General features: G+C 49.8%; 12 protein-coding genes and 2 pseudogenes. 8 read left to right on the forward strand and 6 right to left on the reverse strand.

Features of this window, described 5'->3' with window-relative positions; translation table 11 throughout:
• The first annotated feature begins 25 nt into the window (after positions 1–25).
• From nlpD to ACUHGC_RS02170, 3 genes are all read left to right on the forward strand, one after another.
• A complete protein-coding gene (gene nlpD / locus ACUHGC_RS02160; RefSeq protein WP_446834051.1) occupies positions 26–1,270 on the forward strand; it encodes a murein hydrolase activator NlpD in 1,245 nt (414 codons plus the stop codon).
• A gap of 75 nt (positions 1,271–1,345) precedes the next feature.
• On the forward strand, positions 1,346–1,807 hold the full coding sequence (locus ACUHGC_RS02165; RefSeq protein ID WP_446834052.1) for a low molecular weight protein-tyrosine-phosphatase: 462 nt from the start codon (positions 1,346–1,348) through the stop codon (positions 1,805–1,807).
• 105 nt (positions 1,808–1,912) lie between these two features.
• Positions 1,913–2,125, forward strand: a complete 213-nt coding sequence (locus ACUHGC_RS02170; RefSeq protein ID WP_446834053.1) for a YdcH family protein — start codon at positions 1,913–1,915, stop codon at positions 2,123–2,125.
• Positions 2,126–2,181: 56 nt separating this feature from the next.
• On the opposite strand, the gene udp is transcribed toward ACUHGC_RS02170, so the two are convergent.
• Positions 2,182–2,937 carry a uridine phosphorylase gene (gene udp / locus ACUHGC_RS02175; protein WP_446834054.1) on the reverse strand — a complete coding sequence of 252 codons (756 nt, stop codon included), beginning with the start codon at positions 2,935–2,937 and terminating at the stop codon, positions 2,182–2,184.
• Between the two features lie 63 nt (positions 2,938–3,000).
• The gene (asnC, locus tag ACUHGC_RS02180; RefSeq protein WP_446834055.1) at positions 3,001–3,462 is read right to left on the reverse strand and encodes a transcriptional regulator AsnC; all 462 of its coding nucleotides are present in this window, start codon (positions 3,460–3,462) and stop codon (positions 3,001–3,003) included.
• 190 nt (positions 3,463–3,652) lie between these two features.
• On the opposite strand from asnC, the gene asnA reads away from it, so the two are divergent.
• From asnA to ACUHGC_RS02205, 5 genes are all read left to right on the forward strand, one after another.
• Positions 3,653–4,645, forward strand: a complete 993-nt coding sequence (asnA, locus tag ACUHGC_RS02185; protein WP_446834056.1) for an aspartate--ammonia ligase — start codon at positions 3,653–3,655, stop codon at positions 4,643–4,645.
• Between the two features lie 139 nt (positions 4,646–4,784).
• On the forward strand, positions 4,785–5,123 hold the full coding sequence (locus ACUHGC_RS02190; RefSeq protein WP_446834057.1) for a P-II family nitrogen regulator: 339 nt from the start codon (positions 4,785–4,787) through the stop codon (positions 5,121–5,123).
• Between the two features lie 66 nt (positions 5,124–5,189).
• The gene (locus ACUHGC_RS02195; protein ID WP_446834058.1) at positions 5,190–6,491 is read left to right on the forward strand and encodes an ammonium transporter; all 1,302 of its coding nucleotides are present in this window, start codon (positions 5,190–5,192) and stop codon (positions 6,489–6,491) included.
• A gap of 123 nt (positions 6,492–6,614) precedes the next feature.
• Positions 6,615–7,985: a bifunctional UDP-N-acetylglucosamine diphosphorylase/glucosamine-1-phosphate N-acetyltransferase GlmU gene (gene glmU / locus ACUHGC_RS02200; protein WP_446834059.1), complete on the forward strand. Its 1,371-nt coding sequence runs from the start codon at positions 6,615–6,617 to the stop codon at positions 7,983–7,985.
• A 220-nt stretch (positions 7,986–8,205) separates the two neighbouring features.
• Positions 8,206–9,342: an N-acetylneuraminate epimerase gene (locus ACUHGC_RS02205; protein ID WP_446834060.1), complete on the forward strand. Its 1,137-nt coding sequence runs from the start codon at positions 8,206–8,208 to the stop codon at positions 9,340–9,342.
• Positions 9,343–9,460: 118 nt separating this feature from the next.
• Here ACUHGC_RS02205 and glpQ read toward each other — a convergent pair.
• From glpQ to nfuA, 4 genes and pseudogenes are all read right to left on the reverse strand, one after another.
• A pseudogene (gene glpQ, locus ACUHGC_RS02210) lies at positions 9,461–10,542 on the reverse strand (glycerophosphodiester phosphodiesterase).
• A 62-nt stretch (positions 10,543–10,604) separates the two neighbouring features.
• Positions 10,605–11,922, reverse strand: a pseudogene (locus tag ACUHGC_RS02215) (MFS transporter).
• 225 nt (positions 11,923–12,147) lie between these two features.
• On the reverse strand, positions 12,148–14,469 hold the full coding sequence (locus ACUHGC_RS02220) for a Tex family protein (protein ID WP_446834819.1): 2,322 nt from the start codon (positions 14,467–14,469) through the stop codon (positions 12,148–12,150).
• A 117-nt stretch (positions 14,470–14,586) separates the two neighbouring features.
• Positions 14,587–15,168 (reverse strand): Fe-S biogenesis protein NfuA, encoded by a 582-nt coding sequence (gene nfuA, locus ACUHGC_RS02225; RefSeq protein ID WP_446834061.1) that lies wholly within the window; start codon positions 15,166–15,168, stop codon positions 14,587–14,589.
• Positions 15,169–15,190: the final 22 nt, after the last annotated feature.

The following is a 15,190-nucleotide window of genomic DNA, read 5'->3' on the forward strand; positions in this document are numbered from 1 at the left end:
GTTATTCAAAGTAAAGGATTGAAACATGAAAAGTAAATTGTTCTTTTTGCCGACCGCACTTGCGCTTGCCGTTTTGGCGGGCTGTAGCTCCAGCGGCGGTGCGCCGGTGCAAAGTGCTGACGGAAATTTGTCGCCAGGCATTATGCAGCCGGTTGAATCTAGCGGCGCAAGCAGCGGCAGCTGGCAGCCGGAAATTCAGCAGCAGAGTATGCCGGAGAGCATGAGCGTGCAGCAAGCGGTGCAGCAGCCGATCGGACAAGTACAACAACAGTCGCAGCAAATTCAGCAAAATGTGCAAACGGCGGTGCAGCAGCCAATTGGGCAAGCACAACAGGCGGCACAAACTGCCAGCAGTGCAACTCGCACCAATAACGTGTCGCAAGACTTCACCATTCCGCGCGATACCACGACTAACGCACCGATTTATAATCAAATCGACAAAGGTTTCTACAAAGGCGACAGCTACACCGTGCGCAAGGGTGACACCATGTTCCTGATCGCCTATATTTCCGGTATGGACGTGGCGGAGCTGGCAGCAAAAAATAATATGAGCGAGCCGTATAGCTTGCGCGTCGGACAAGTGTTAAAAGTCGGCTCCGGTAGCCCGGCTATCAGCACGCCAGCGGCGACTGCAACGGTTGCAGAGGCAACCACCGCACCAGCCGTAACCGAAGTGAAACCGACACAACCAGCTGTAACATACACACCGGGTCCGAATAATACCCAATACGGCTCCGACGGCACGATTACCGGGCCGGTGAAAGCCTCGGCAGGCAATGCCGCAACCATGGCACAACAGCAAGCGGCACAAGCCCAACAAACCGTTACCGCAACGGCGGCTACAGCAGCGACGAGCAGCACCGCGGTGAAGGTGACGCCACCAAGTGCGGTCAATTCCAATATCAGCTGGCGTTGGCCGACGAACGGCAAAGTGATCCAAGGCTTCTCCTCGGCTGACGGCGGCAACAAAGGGGTGGATATTTCCGGTTCGCGCGGGCAAGCGGTGAATGCCGCTGCCGCAGGGCGAGTGGTGTATGCAGGCAATGCGCTGCGCGGCTACGGCAATCTGATTATCATCAAACATAACGATGATTTCCTCAGTGCCTATGCACACAACGAAAGCATTTTGGTGAAAGATCAGCAGGAAGTGAGCGCCGGTCAACAAATCGCCAAAATGGGCAGCTCCGGCACCAACGGCGTGAAACTGCACTTTGAGATCCGTTTCAAAGGCAAATCGGTCGATCCGACCCGCTACCTGCCGCCGCGCTAAGCGTATAATCAGTGAATCCCACAGGCATTTTTGTTATGAAAATGCCTGTTTTTTTGAAGGCGAAAAAGGAAAACGATGAAAATTTTATTTGTCTGTTTAGGTAATATCTGCCGCTCGCCAATGGCGGAATATATTATGCGGCATAAAGTCGAACAAGCGGGGCTGCAAGATAGCGTCGTGCTCGACAGCGCCGGCACGGCGGGCTACCACGACGGCGAAGATATGCACCGCGGCACGGCAGCGATGTTGCAGCAACAAGGCATCGATCGGCATGGTTTTGTCATCCGCAAAGTGCGCAAAAGCGATTTGCAGGCTTTCGATTATCTGATTGCAATGGATAACAGCAATTTGACGGATTTAAACAAGATGTTCGGCAAGCAGGCAAAAATTTTTAAGATCACCGATTTAGTTTCGGATTTGGGGTTTGATCATATTCCCGATCCTTGGTATGACAATAATTTCGCACAAACTTACCAATTATTGGATCGCTGTTGCGAGCAACTTTTGCGACAAATCCGGCGTAACGATTTAGGCTAACCTCAATTTTGTGAACTGCGCCCAACCTTGATTGGCGAAATGGTGGTAAAATCATCACAGCAGTAATCCTTACTCACCCGATCTGATGACCACAAGGAGTCCACTATGTTCCCTGAACACCGCGATCTGATCAGCCGACTGAAATCGGAAGATGCCCATTTTGCCCGCCTGTTTGAGAAGCACAATGAACTGGATCACAAAATTGTTGCGATTGAAACCAATGTTGAATTAGGCACGCATGAAGAAGTCGAAAATTTGAAAAAAGAGAAACTGCGCTTAAAAGATGAATTGTATCGAATGTTAAAAAGTGCGGTCTAGAACCAAAAAATCCCGTTGAAAAACGGGATTTTTTACGTTTAGCGCTTCGCCGCCGATTATGCCAGCAGCCCGGCTGCTTGCACCACCAAGGCGACCGCTTTGGCTTCTGCCGCTTTAATCGTGCTTTCGTTCGGAATCTCCTGCTGGGTGCGGTTAACAATCACTGCTGAAATCATGCCGGCTTTTAAGCCGAGCGCCGAACACATGGTGAACAGGGTTGCCGATTCCATTTCAAAATTCATCACGTTCAGCTGCTGCCACTCTTTCAGTGAACCGCTAAAACGACGACAGACTTTGCCGCTGTAGGTGTCGTAGCGCTCTTGCCCCGGGTAAAAGGTATCGGACGAGGCGGTGATGCCGACATAAGTGGTTTCGCCGCTCTGTTGCGCCACTTGGTACAGGGTGGCGGTGCAATGGAAATCGGCGACCGCCGGATATTCCAACGGTGCAAAATGTTGGCTGGCGCCGTCTAAACGCACCGCACCGGTGGTGACTAAAATATCGCCGACATTAATGTGCGGCTGAATCGCGCCGGTGGTGCCGATGCGCAAGAAAGTGCGCACGCCCAATTGCGCCAACTCTTCCACCGCAATCGAAACCGAAGGCCCGCCAATGCCGGTGGAACACACCATAATCGGTTTGCCGTTCACATAGCCCAACCACGAGGTGAACTCACGGGTAGAGACCAAAAATTTCGGGTTATCCATCAACTTGGCAATTCGCTCGACACGCGCCGGATCGCCCGGGGTAATCGCCACGGTTGCGCCGTCTAAATCCGACTTGACCAACCCTAAATGAAATACGTCTGCCATACATTCTCCTTGATTATTCTCATTTTTATCATGACTACAAAGCAGGTATTTTACGCCGAATGACTACGGATTTATATCGCGAAGGATCGGATTTTGCATAGAAATTAACGTTTCTGTGGACTGGATCTCATCAATCAGTTGGATTTTGGTCGCCAGCACGCTATGCAGTTCTTCGATAGTGTGGGTCATCACTTTGATAAAGATCGAATAGTTGCCAGTGGTGTAGTAAGCCTCCACCACTTCATCAAAGGTTTGCAATTTTTTGATCACGTTATCGTAATCTTTGGCACTTTTTAGAATAATGCCGATAAAACAGCACACGTCATAGCCCAATTTGCGTTCGTTGATCCGCACTTTGGTACCTCCAATCACGCCGGACTGGCGCATTTTTTCCACCCGCACATGGATCGTGCCCGGGCTGACGCCGAATTTTTTCGCCATTTCGGCATACGGGGTGCGCGCATCTTTGGTCAACACGCGTAAAATCTGCTGATCCAGCGCATCGATTTGAGCAACTTGTTGCATAAGCCTCTCCTTTTTTAGTTTTTTTTCAAAAAAAACGCAATTAAATTGATTGATGAACACATATTATCAAAAAAAATTAAAAAAGTATTGGAAATTTTGCTTTCTTTGTTGAATAATACATAAAAACTCGGCGAACGCCGATTTTTATTTAATAAACCCAGAAATCCATTTAAAAAAGAATAGAAAAATTATGAAAAATTCATTTATTTTGCAACAGCAAGAAATCAGTTTTGTGAAAAACACCTTTACCCAGATGTTAAAAGAGCATTTAAAAATCGTTGAAGTGCAAGGTCCGTTATTGAGCCAGGTCGGCAACGGAATGCAAGACAACCTGTCCGGCGTTGAGAATGCGGTGCAGGTGAACATCCGTGAAATTCACGGCGTGCGTTTTGAAGTGGTGCACTCATTGGCGAAATGGAAACGTCACACCTTGGGGCGTTTTGATTTCCAACCGAACGAAGGGCTGTTCGTACACATGATCGCGCTGCGCCCTGATGAAGACAGCCTGGATCAAACTCACTCGGTGTTTGTTGATCAGTGGGACTGGGAGCGCGTAATCCCGCAAGGCTCACGCAACTTGGCTTATTTGAAAGAGACGGTCAGATCGATCTACACCGCGATCAAAGAAACCGAGCAGATGGTGGAAGTGCAATTCGGGATTAAAGGCTTTCTGCCGCCGGAAATCACTTTTGTTCACAGTGAAGATTTAGTACGCCGCTATCCGGATCTCAGCGGCAAAGAGCGTGAAAGTGCGGTCTGTAAAGAGTTCGGCGCGGTGTTCCTGATCGGCATCGGCGGCAAACTGTCCGACGGCAAACCGCACGACGGGCGCGCGCCGGATTATGACGACTGGACAACGCCAAGCGAAGGCGAATACAAAGGCTTGAACGGCGATATTCTGGTTTGGAACCCGGTGCTGGAATCAGCATTTGAATTGTCATCAATGGGGATTCGTGTAGACGAAGCCGCGTTGCGCCGCCAATTGACGATTGCCAACAACGAAGAACGCGCCGAATTCCCGTGGCACCAAGCGCTATTAAACGGTCAACTGCCGCAATCGATCGGCGGCGGCATCGGACAATCGCGTTTGGCAATGCTGTTGTTGCACAAACAACATATCGGGCAAGTGCAATCCAGCGTTTGGCCAAAACGCATTATGGAGCAATACGATAATATTTTGTAAGACTGTTTTTGATGTACCGCACTTTTTATTTTTTATCTCGGAAAGCAAGCATCCATGTCATTCGGTGTTTTGTTTGACATTTTGTTTGATATGGATGGTTTGCTCCTTAATTTAACGTAGTTATGATAGGAGAAACTATATGAAACAAATCACTGCCATTGTGCAGCCCTTCAGATTAGACGATATCCGTGAAGCCTTGTCCGACATCGGCATTCAAGGCATCACGGTCACCGAAGTCAAAGGTTTCGGACGGCAAAAAGGACACACCGAGCTGTATCGCGGTGCCGAATATGCCGTCGATTTCCTGCCTAAAATTGCCCTCGATATTGTTTTGCCCGACGAACTGGCAGAGCAAGCGGTTGAGGTTATTTGCCAAACCGCACGCACCGGGAAAATCGGTGACGGCAAAATTTTTGTTAAACCGGTGGAACAAGTGATTCGGATCCGCACCGGCGAAACTGACGAAAATGCGATTTAATTCAGTACATTCGCTGAATTTTTAGTTTGATTTTATTTAATTTCGGAAAGCAATATAGGTGGAAAAATGAAAAAGCAACTTTTGACACTGGCGGCGCTGTGCGCGCCCGCCACAACTTTCGCAACAGAAACCGCCGACTGGGTACGCCCGATGTCGGAAATCAGCGCCGGTGATACCGCATGGGTGATGGTTTCGGCACTTTTGGTGTTGTTTATGACTTTACCGGGCTTGGCGCTGTTTTACGCCGGCATGGTGCGCAAGAAAAACGTGTTGGCAACCATGGTGCAAAGCATTGCCGTCGCCTGTTTGATCTCCTTGCTGTGGATCTGTTTCGGCTACAGTTTGGCGTTCACCTCGAACAACGGCTTTATCGGCGGCACCGAGCGCTTTTTCTTAAACGGTTTAAACGTTTTCAGCGAGAGCGAGCAACTGACCATTTTCCCGGGTGCCAGCACCATTCCTGAATCGGTGTTTATGCTGTTCCAAATGACATTCGCGATTATCGCAGCAGCGATTATCACCGGTGCATTCGCCGAGCGGATTAAATTTTCTGCCATGCTGCTGTTCAGCGGCTTGTGGTCACTGCTGATTTATGTCCCGACCGCTCACTGGGTGTGGGGGCCGGACGGCTGGCTGGCGGCAGACGGCGTACTGGATTATGCCGGCGGCACGGTGATCCACATCAATGCCGGGATCGCAGGCTTGGTCGGTGCGATTATGCTGGGCAAACGTATCGGTTACGGCAAAGAAGCAATGCCGCCGCACAACTTGGTTTTGACACTGATTGGGATGGCAATGCTGTGGATCGGTTGGTTCGGATTCAACGCCGGTTCTGCTTTGGCGGCGGACGGACGTGCAGGTATGGCGATGGCGACCACCCAAGTGGCAACGGCTTCCGCCGCACTGGCATGGATTATCACCGAACGCTTATGCGGACATAAACCGTCGGCATTGGGCTTGGCGTCCGGCGCAATCGCGGGCTTGGTGGCAATCACCCCGGCAGCCGGTTTTGTCAGCGTGCAAAGTGCGGTTGCACTGGGTGCGATTTCCGGCGTAATCTGTTTTTGGAGCGCCACCAAACTGAAATATTGGCTGGGCTATGACGATTCATTAGACGCCTTCGGCATTCACGGCATCGGCGGTATTGTCGGTGCGGTGTTGACCGGTGTGTTTGTCTCCACCGACATCACCGGCGGTGACGCCAGCCTGTGGGTTCAAATTGAAAGCGTGCTGATCACCATCGGTTACAGCGCCGTCGGCAGCGCAATCCTGCTGTTCATTGTGGATAAAATGGTCGGCTTGCGGGTCGAAAAAGATCAAGAACGTCAAGGTTTGGACGTGGTGCTGCACGGCGAACGCGTCGAATAATTTTCACTTCAACTGACCAACCGCACTTTGTGTTTGAATAGCGCAAAGTGCGGTTTTTTACATTCCTAATGTATCCGATTTAAGGTAAACTCACTACAATTTTTTACTGCAAGAGAATCAATTATGAGCAAACAAGCATTAAGCGTTGTGATTTTGGCGGCGGGCAAAGGCACCCGTATGTATTCCGATTTACCGAAAGTGTTGCACCCTATCGCAGGCAAGCCAATGGTAAAACACGTTATCGACACCGTGACGAAGCTAGGAGCGCAGAATATCCACCTGATTTACGGGCACGGCGGCGAAGTGATGCAGCAGCGTTTGCAAAGCGAGCCGGTGAACTGGGTGTTGCAGGCGGAACAATTGGGCACCGGACATGCGATGCAACAGGCTGCACCGCACTTTGCCGACGATGAAAACATTTTGATGCTGTATGGTGACGGGCCGTTGATCACCCAAGAAACGTTAGAAAAACTGATCGCCGCCAAACCGCAAAACGGAATCGCGTTGTTAACGGTTAATTTAGACGATCCGACCGGTTACGGACGGATTATCCGTCAAGACGGCAATGTGGTGGCGATTGTCGAGCAGAAAGACGCCAACCCGCAGCAGTTGGCGATTCAGGAAGTGAATACCGGCGTGATGGTAGCGAGTGGCGCCAGCTTTAAACAATGGCTTTCCCGCTTAAACAATAATAACGCGCAGGGGGAATATTACATCACTGATGTGATCGAATTTGCCAATCAGGACGGCTGCCAAGTGTGCGCGGTGTCTGCCGCGGACAGAATGGAAGTGGAAGGCGCTAACAACCGTCTGCAAATGGCGCAATTGGAGTGTTATTATCAACAGCAGCAAGCCAAAAAATTGTTGCTGGCGGGCGTGATGTTGATCGATCCGGCGCGGTTTGATTTGCGCGGCGAATTGCGCCACGGCAAAGACGTGGAAATTGACGTGAACGTGATTGCCGAAGGGCTGGTCGAGTTGGGCGATCGCGTGCGAATCGGTGCAGGTTGTGTATTGAAAAATTGCCGTATTGCCGCGGATGTGGAGGTAAAACCGTATTCGGTGATTGAAGATGCGGTGATCGGTGAAAGTGCGGTTATCGGGCCATTCTCACGCTTGCGTCCGGGCGCGGAATTGGCGGCGGAAACCCACGTCGGCAACTTCGTTGAAATCAAAAAAGCGGTGGTCGGCAAAGGCTCGAAAGTGAATCATTTGACCTATGTCGGCGATGCTGAAATCGGCAGCAATTGCAATATTGGCGCAGGGGTGATCACCTGCAATTACGACGGCGTAAATAAATTTAAAACCGTGATCGGTGATAATGTATTTGTCGGTTCTGACAGCCAGCTGGTGGCGCCGGTGACGATTGCTGACGGTGCCACCATTGGTGCCGGAGCGACGATTACCAAAGATGTGAGCGACAACGAACTGGTGATCAGCCGTGTGCCGCAACGCCACATTGCCAACTGGCAGCGTCCGAGCAAGAAAAAATAATCCTCTCTTTAAATCAGTTATCGGCAGGCGTTGGCTTGTCGATGCTGAAATATTCTACAAACTCTCGCTAAAACTGTGATCTCCACTGGAGTTTAGATAACAAAACCGCACTGGCTATTGCATTTCGTGGCGGAGTAAAGTTATCATCACCTCAAAGAAAAATGATAATTATCTTTCAAGATATTGTGTGGTTTCACTGCACGATAATGGAATAAAACGGATGACCAAGCCTTTAAAAATCGCACTGACGCTTTGCCTAACGCTGCCTTTATGGGCAGCGGCAATGAGTGCGCAAGCGGGGCGTTATCCCGATTTGCCGCATGCGATCAAATTCGGCAGCGGCGCGATGATCGATAGCACGGCTTATGTCGGTTTGGGCAGTGCGGGCAAGCGATTTTATGCGTTGGATCTCAGCCAAAAGAACGGTGAATGGAAGGCAATTGCCGAATTCCCCGGTGGCGCGCGGCGCTATGCGGTGGCCGCCGCACTGAACGGCGAGCTGTATATTTTCGGCGGCTTAAAACAAACGGAAAGCGGGTTTGAGGTGGTGAACGACGCCTATCGCTACCAACCGGAGAAAAATCGTTGGGTTAAATTAAATACCCAAGCACCACGCGGAATCGTCGGTGCCGGTGCGGCGGTGTATCAAGATAAAATTTATCTGTTCGGCGGCAATAATTCGGATGTGTTGAACACTTATTTACACGATCGCGCACTTGCCCCCAGCAAAGCGGCAAAAGACGCAGTGAAGCAAGCCTACTTGGCGCAACGACCACAGGACTATTTTTTTACCGCCGAATCTTTGAGCTATGATGTAGCAGAAAATCGCTGGCGCAATGAGGGCAAATTTCCGTTCAGTGGCAGAGCTTGTGCCGCAGTGGCCGGGAATGGCGAAACGGTGTTGATGGTCAGTGGCGCAGTGAAACCGGGATTGAATACGCCGGCAGCGCAGCTGGGCAGCATCGGCAAACAGCGGGTGGAGTGGAGAAAATTGCCGAATTTGCCGATGACAATCGGCGAGAATGCACAAGAAGGCTTGAGCGGCGCGGCGGCTGGCTATAGCCACGGCTATTATTTGATTGCCGGAGGCACCAGCTTCCCAGGCGCGCAGCAGCAATATCAACAGGGCAAACTGTTTGCGCACCAAGGTTTAAGCCAAGCGTGGCACAAAGAAATTTATATTTTAAAAGACAATCGTTGGAAAGCGTTCGGCGAGCTGACAACCGGCGTCAGCCATGCGGTGACAGTTTCTTACGATAACCAAATTTTATTAATCGGCGGCGAAAGCGACGGCGGCAAAGCAGTCAGCGCGGTGCAAGTCCTGAGCTATGACGGCAGCCGATTAACTATCGAATAACAAACTTCCTCTATTTAGTTTGTACTTCCCCCTTAACCGTGAGGCTAAGGGGATTTTTTTGTTGATGATTTGGCTGAAATTAAAAGTGCGGTCAGATCAGAATCAGACCGCACTTGCACTATTGTTTGTCCTTATCTAAGAATTTCACCGCTAAATCCGGGAAGTCGGTGAAAACGCCTGTGGCGCCTGCGTGGTTCAACAGCGCATCGAAATTTGATCGATATTACTAAAAAACGGCGGCAGTGCATCTTTGCGCACGGTGTATGGGTGCAGTTCAAGCGATTGGGTTGCAATGTCGGCGACCATCGGCGTATAGCGAATATCGCCCGGCGCGGATTGTTTGTCGTCAATCAACATATACCAGCCTGGTCCGACACCGTCGGCATATTTTGCCACTTCTGCCATCGCACCCGGTTTAAACATCCAGTCGTAATCGTAGTTCACCCAGTTGCCTTGCGCGTTTTTCTCCTCGGTTTCATGCCAATCGGTATACGCAATCAACTGCACCAGTTTGATGTCCATGCCTAATTTTGGCAATAATTCGGTTTTAATCCGTTTGAGTTCATTGAAATCAAAGGTTTGCAGATAAACCGCCGAATCTTTGTCGGTGTAGCCATATTTTTTCAGCACTTTTAAGGTTTCGAGTGCAATGTCTTTGCCTTCTTGGTGGTGCAACCAAGGGGCTTTGATTTCAGGATAAATCCCGATTTTTTTACCGCTGGATTTTTCTAAACCTTGAATAAATTCGATTTCATCTTCAAAGGTATGAATGCGGAAATGCGATTGCCACAGCGGAAAACGGTTCGGGTAGACTTGCAGTTGTTTGCCGTTTTCGACGTTGAAATTTTCAGTCATTTCCAAGGTCTGAATTTCCGCTAAGGTGAAATCCGCTACATAGTAGCGTCCGTCTTTGCGTGCGCGTTTCGGGAATTTTTTCGCCACGTCGGTGAGTCCGTCTAAGAAGTGATCGTGGATCACCACCAAACGATTGTCTTTGGTCATCGCCAAATCTTGTTCCAAGTAATCCGCCCGTTGACCAAAGGCAAGCGCTTTGGATTCCAATGTATGTTCGGGCAGATAGCCACTGGCGCCGCGGTGGGCGATAACCAGTTTGTCTTGATTATTGCTCGACAATTGTTGCGCACAGCCGACAAGTGCGGTCGAAACGGCAAATATAAGTGTTAATAATTTGAATTTCATCGCATTTTCCTTTTTTAGATAAAAAGAAAGACGAGCTAGCTCGTCTTTCGGAATGTTATGGATTATTTAATTAAGCGATCTTGTTCGGCGATTCTGGCTTTATGTTTGCCTTCTTCCACCATGGTGATCAGCATTAATACGCAGGCTAACACCGCACCGCCGATCATGATGTAGAATCCGCCGTCCCAGCCGAATTTATCCGCCGCCCAGCCGATCACCGCACTTGCTGCAACCGTGCCGCCAAGGTAGCCGAATAAACCGGTGAAACCAGCAGAAGTACCCGCCGCTTTTTTCGGCGCCAATTCCAGCGCGTGCAAGCCGATCAACATCACCGGACCGTAGATTAAGAAGCCGATAATCGTCATCATAATAAAGTCGGTTAATTGATACGGGTTGTGATACCAAGGCAGAGTCGCGTAGTGCGCCAGTTCCGCTTCCGGGGTTGCCGGATTCAGCCAGAATACAGTTACCGCGATGGTCACCAGCACCATAAATACGAAGCCGGTCAGCCCGCGTCTGCCTTTAAACAGGGTATCCGACATCCAGCCGCATAACAGCGTGCCCGGAATTGCGGCGAATTCATAAATCGCATAAGCAGAGGCGGTCGCTTTGATGTCGAAGTGTTTTACTTCGCCCAAATAAACCGGCGACCATTTCAACACGCCGTAACGAATCAGATACACAAACACGTTGGCGATCGCGATATACCACAATAAACGGTTTTTCAGCACATAGGTCACAAAAATGTCTTTGGTGCTGAGATCGTGTTCGTAGGTTTCTTCATTATAATCATCCGGATAATCGTTTTTGTATTTTTCAATTGGCGGCATACACCATACTGGCGATCCCAACCAATAACGCCGGCACCATCCCGCCGAGATTATGCGCAGTATTCCAGATTGACACAATCCGTCCGCGTTCGCTTTTCGACCACCAGTGCACCATGGTGCGCCCACACGGCGGCCAGCCCATGCCTTGGAACCAGCCGTTGATAAACAACAGCACAAACATGATCAGGATTCCGGAAGTCGCCCAAGGCATCAGCCCCATCATCGTCATACACAAACCTGACAGTGCTAAACCAAATGGCATAAACATTTTCGGATTAGAGCGGTCGGAAATTGCCGCCATAAAGAATTTGGACAAACCGTAGGCAAGACCCGGTGCAATCCCGATAATCCCAAGTTCGGTTTTGCTGTAAAGCCCGGCTTCAATCAGCCCTTTTTGCGCTAAATCGAAATTGCTGCGGATGAAGTAGTAAGCAGCGTAACCCAAAAAAATGCCCATAAATACCTGCCAACGTAAGCGGGTATAAGTCGGTTCGATTTTTTCTTGAGGTAATAACGGCTTATGTGCCGCCGGTTTAAAAAAACCTATCATAAAACACCTCTGTTTTATTGTGATGTGAAAGTAAGAATGAAAAGAAATGGTCTGCATTTCGGTGGGAGATAATAACAACTTTTTTAAGGATTTTCATGTTCGAATATGAAAATTGGGATCAGTATCACATTCATTTTTGACATTATTTTTAAAAACTGTCATAAATTTGTAATAAAAAATCCGCTCAAAAGAGCGGATTTAAGCTAACAAATTGGATTAATTCAGTTATTTTTTCCAATTTTTCAGCGCATCGGCAAACGCATTATTGCTGATTGCGTTGTTTTGGCGGGGTTGGCGCGTACGGTTGTTCGAATTTGAACGTTCGGTTGCAGATCGGGTTTGTTCGCCGCCTCTGACCGCACTTTTGTCTTGCGGCTGTTCGTCTAAGCGGCAGCTTAACGCAATCCGTTTGCGGGGAATATCCACATCCATCACTTTCACTTTCACCACATCGCCGGTTTTCACCACTTGGTGTGGATCTTCGACGAATTTATTTGATAATGACGAGATATGCACCAAACCGTCTTGATGCACGCCGATATCCACAAACGCGCCGAAATTGGTGACGTTGGTGACCGTACCTTCTAAAATCATGCCGACAGCTAAGTCGGTGATTTCCTCCACGCCGTCCATAAAGGTCGCGGTTTTAAATTCACCACGCGGATCGCGCCCCGGTTTTTCCAATTCGCTCAAAATATCGCGCACCGTCGGCAAACCGAAACGTTCATCGGTGAACTGTGCGGCATTCATCTGACGCACCGCACTGGCATTGCCCATCAGATCGCCGATAGTTTGTGAGGTGGCTTGCAGGATTTTTTCCACCACCGGATAGGCTTCAGGGTGCACACTGGAGGCATCGAGTGGGTTTTTGCCGTTGTTAATCCGCATAAATCCGGCACATTGTTCAAAGGCTTTCGGCCCTAAACGGGTGACTTTTTTCAACTGCTCACGGTTGTCAAAACGCCCGTTTTGGTCACGATAGCTGACGATATTTTGCGCCAGTGTGGCGCTCATGCCGGCAACTCGCGCCAGCAGTGGCGCAGACGCGGTATTTAAATCCACCCCAACCGCATTCACACAGTCTTCCACCACCGCATCGAGTTTGCGCGCCAGCTGGCTTTGATTGACATCGTGCTGATATTGCCCCACGCCGATCGCTTTCGGATCGATTTTCACCAATTCCGCCAGCGGATCTTGCAAGCGACGAGCAATCGACACCGCCCCACGCAAGGACACATCCAGCTGTGGAAACTCTTGCGCCGCCAGCTCGGAAGCGGAATAGACCGATGCACCGGCTTCACTGACCACCACTTTTTGCGCTTGCCAATCGCTGGATTTTTGCAAAATCTCTGCCACAAAACGTTCGGTTTCGCGCGAAGCGGTGCCGTTGCCGATCGCAATCAGCCCGACATTGTGCTTTTTGCCCAGTTGATACACGCTCACCATCGCTTTATCCATTTGCCCGGTGTGTGGATAGATAGTGTCGGTTGCCAGCAGCTTGCCGGTGTTATCCACCACTGCGACTTTCACGCCGGTACGCAAACCGGGATCCAGCCCCATGGTGTTTTTCGCCCCTGCAGGCGCTGCCATTAGAAGTGCGGTCAAATTGCGTGCGAACACGTCGATCGCCTCGGTTTCGGCTTTTTCACGCAGTGCTGCCATCAGCTCGGTTTCTAAATGCAGCGCAATTTTAATTCGCCACGTCCAGCTGATCACCTGCTGACGCCAGCTGTCGGCAGGCTGCTGGTTGAACTGTACGGCTAAATGCTGGCGAATAATCTCTTCGCAATAGCTTTGGCGCAGGCTTTCATCTTGATCGGGATCGGCATTTAAACTCAGCTGTAAAATGCCTTCATTGCGCCCACGCAACATCGCCAGTGCACGGTGTGAAGGCACGGCAGATAACCGCTCTTGGTGTTCAAAATAGTCTTGAAACTTCGCGCCTTCAGTCTGTTTGCCGTCGATCGCTTTCGAGACTAAAACCGCACTTTTTTGCAAATAGGCGCGCACTTTCGCTAATAATTCCGCATCTTCAGCAAAACGCTCCATTAAAATATAGCGCGCGCCATCAAGTGCGGCTTTGCTGTCGGCAACGCCTTTTTCGGCATTCACATAACTTTCAGCGGCATTTTCAGGCACTTGTTGCGGCTGTTGCCACAATAAATCAGCAAGTGGCTCTAAGCCCGCTTCAATCGCAATTTGCCCTTTGGTGCGGCGTTTCGGTTTATACGGCAGGTATAAATCTTCTAATTCGGTTTTGCTTTGGCAGGCTTCAATTTTGGCTTGCAGCTCATCGCTCAATTTGCCCTGATCGCCAATCGATTTCAAAATGGTTTGGCGGCGATCGTCCAGTTCACGCAGGTACAGCAAGCGGTTTTCAAAATGACGCAGCTGGGTGTCGTCTAAGCCACCGGTGACTTCTTTGCGGTAACGCGCGATAAACGGAATGGTGTTGCCTTCATCGACAAGGTTAATCGCGGCAAGAATTTGCTTGGCTTGCACGTTGAGTTCTTGGGCAATGGTTTGGCTGATAGTTTGATTTAGCATAGTAGAAAGTATCTCTTGAGTTAAAGTGCGGTAAATTGCAACGCGTTGACCGCACTTTAGGTATGGCTGTTTGAGGATTGCAAGTACAGGGCGCATGGCTGCGCCGCTGAAAACGGATTAATAGTAAGAGTGTTCGCCGTGTTGATGTTCGGTGACATCGCGCACGCCGTACAGCTCACCGGCAAATTGTTCCAACAACTGTTTTTCAATGCCGTCTTTCAAGGTGACATCCACCATTGAGCAGCCATTGCAGCCGCCGCCGAATTGCAGCACCGCATAGCCGTCATCGGTCAGTTCGATTAAGGTGATGCGCCCGCCGTGGCTTGCCAGTTGCGGATTGATTTGGGTTTGAATCACATAATCCACGCGCTCGATTAGTGGCGCATCGTCTGCGACTTTTTTCATTTTAGCGTTTGGTGCTTTCAAGGTTAATTGTGAGCCCATATCGTCAGTGACAAAATCCAATTCCGCGCCTTCTAAAAACGGATAACTCACTTCATCGACAAAAGCGGAAAAGCCGGCATATTTAAATTCGCTGTCCGCCGCTTCCACCGCATTCGGCGGGCAGTAAGAGACGCCGCACTCGGCATTTGGCGTGCCGGGATTGACCACAAAAATACGAATATTGGTGCCTTCTTCCTGTTGTTCCAGCAATTTGGCGAAGTGTGCTTGTGCCGTATCGGAGATTTTAATGTACATAGTCCACCTTAATTTGTTTAGT

The organism is Testudinibacter sp. P27/CKL/0425, assembly GCF_052931395.1.

Coding starts and splice junctions, on each gene's coding strand:
- ACUHGC_RS02190 (WP_446834057.1), top strand. CDS start 4,785: ATGAAACAAATCACTGCCATTGTGCAGCCCTTCAGATTAGACGATATC.
- nfuA (WP_446834061.1), bottom strand. CDS start 15,168: ATGTACATTAAAATCTCCGATACGGCACAAGCACACTTCGCCAAATTG.
- ACUHGC_RS02205 (WP_446834060.1), top strand. CDS start 8,206: ATGACCAAGCCTTTAAAAATCGCACTGACGCTTTGCCTAACGCTGCCT.
- nlpD (WP_446834051.1), top strand. CDS start 26: ATGAAAAGTAAATTGTTCTTTTTGCCGACCGCACTTGCGCTTGCCGTT.
- asnC (WP_446834055.1), bottom strand. CDS start 3,462: ATGCAACAAGTTGCTCAAATCGATGCGCTGGATCAGCAGATTTTACGC.
- ACUHGC_RS02195 (WP_446834058.1), top strand. CDS start 5,190: ATGAAAAAGCAACTTTTGACACTGGCGGCGCTGTGCGCGCCCGCCACA.
- ACUHGC_RS02165 (WP_446834052.1), top strand. CDS start 1,346: ATGAAAATTTTATTTGTCTGTTTAGGTAATATCTGCCGCTCGCCAATG.
- glmU (WP_446834059.1), top strand. CDS start 6,615: ATGAGCAAACAAGCATTAAGCGTTGTGATTTTGGCGGCGGGCAAAGGC.
- asnA (WP_446834056.1), top strand. CDS start 3,653: ATGAAAAATTCATTTATTTTGCAACAGCAAGAAATCAGTTTTGTGAAA.
- ACUHGC_RS02220 (WP_446834819.1), bottom strand. CDS start 14,469: ATGCTAAATCAAACTATCAGCCAAACCATTGCCCAAGAACTCAACGTG.
- udp (WP_446834054.1), bottom strand. CDS start 2,937: ATGGCAGACGTATTTCATTTAGGGTTGGTCAAGTCGGATTTAGACGGC.
- ACUHGC_RS02170 (WP_446834053.1), top strand. CDS start 1,913: ATGTTCCCTGAACACCGCGATCTGATCAGCCGACTGAAATCGGAAGAT.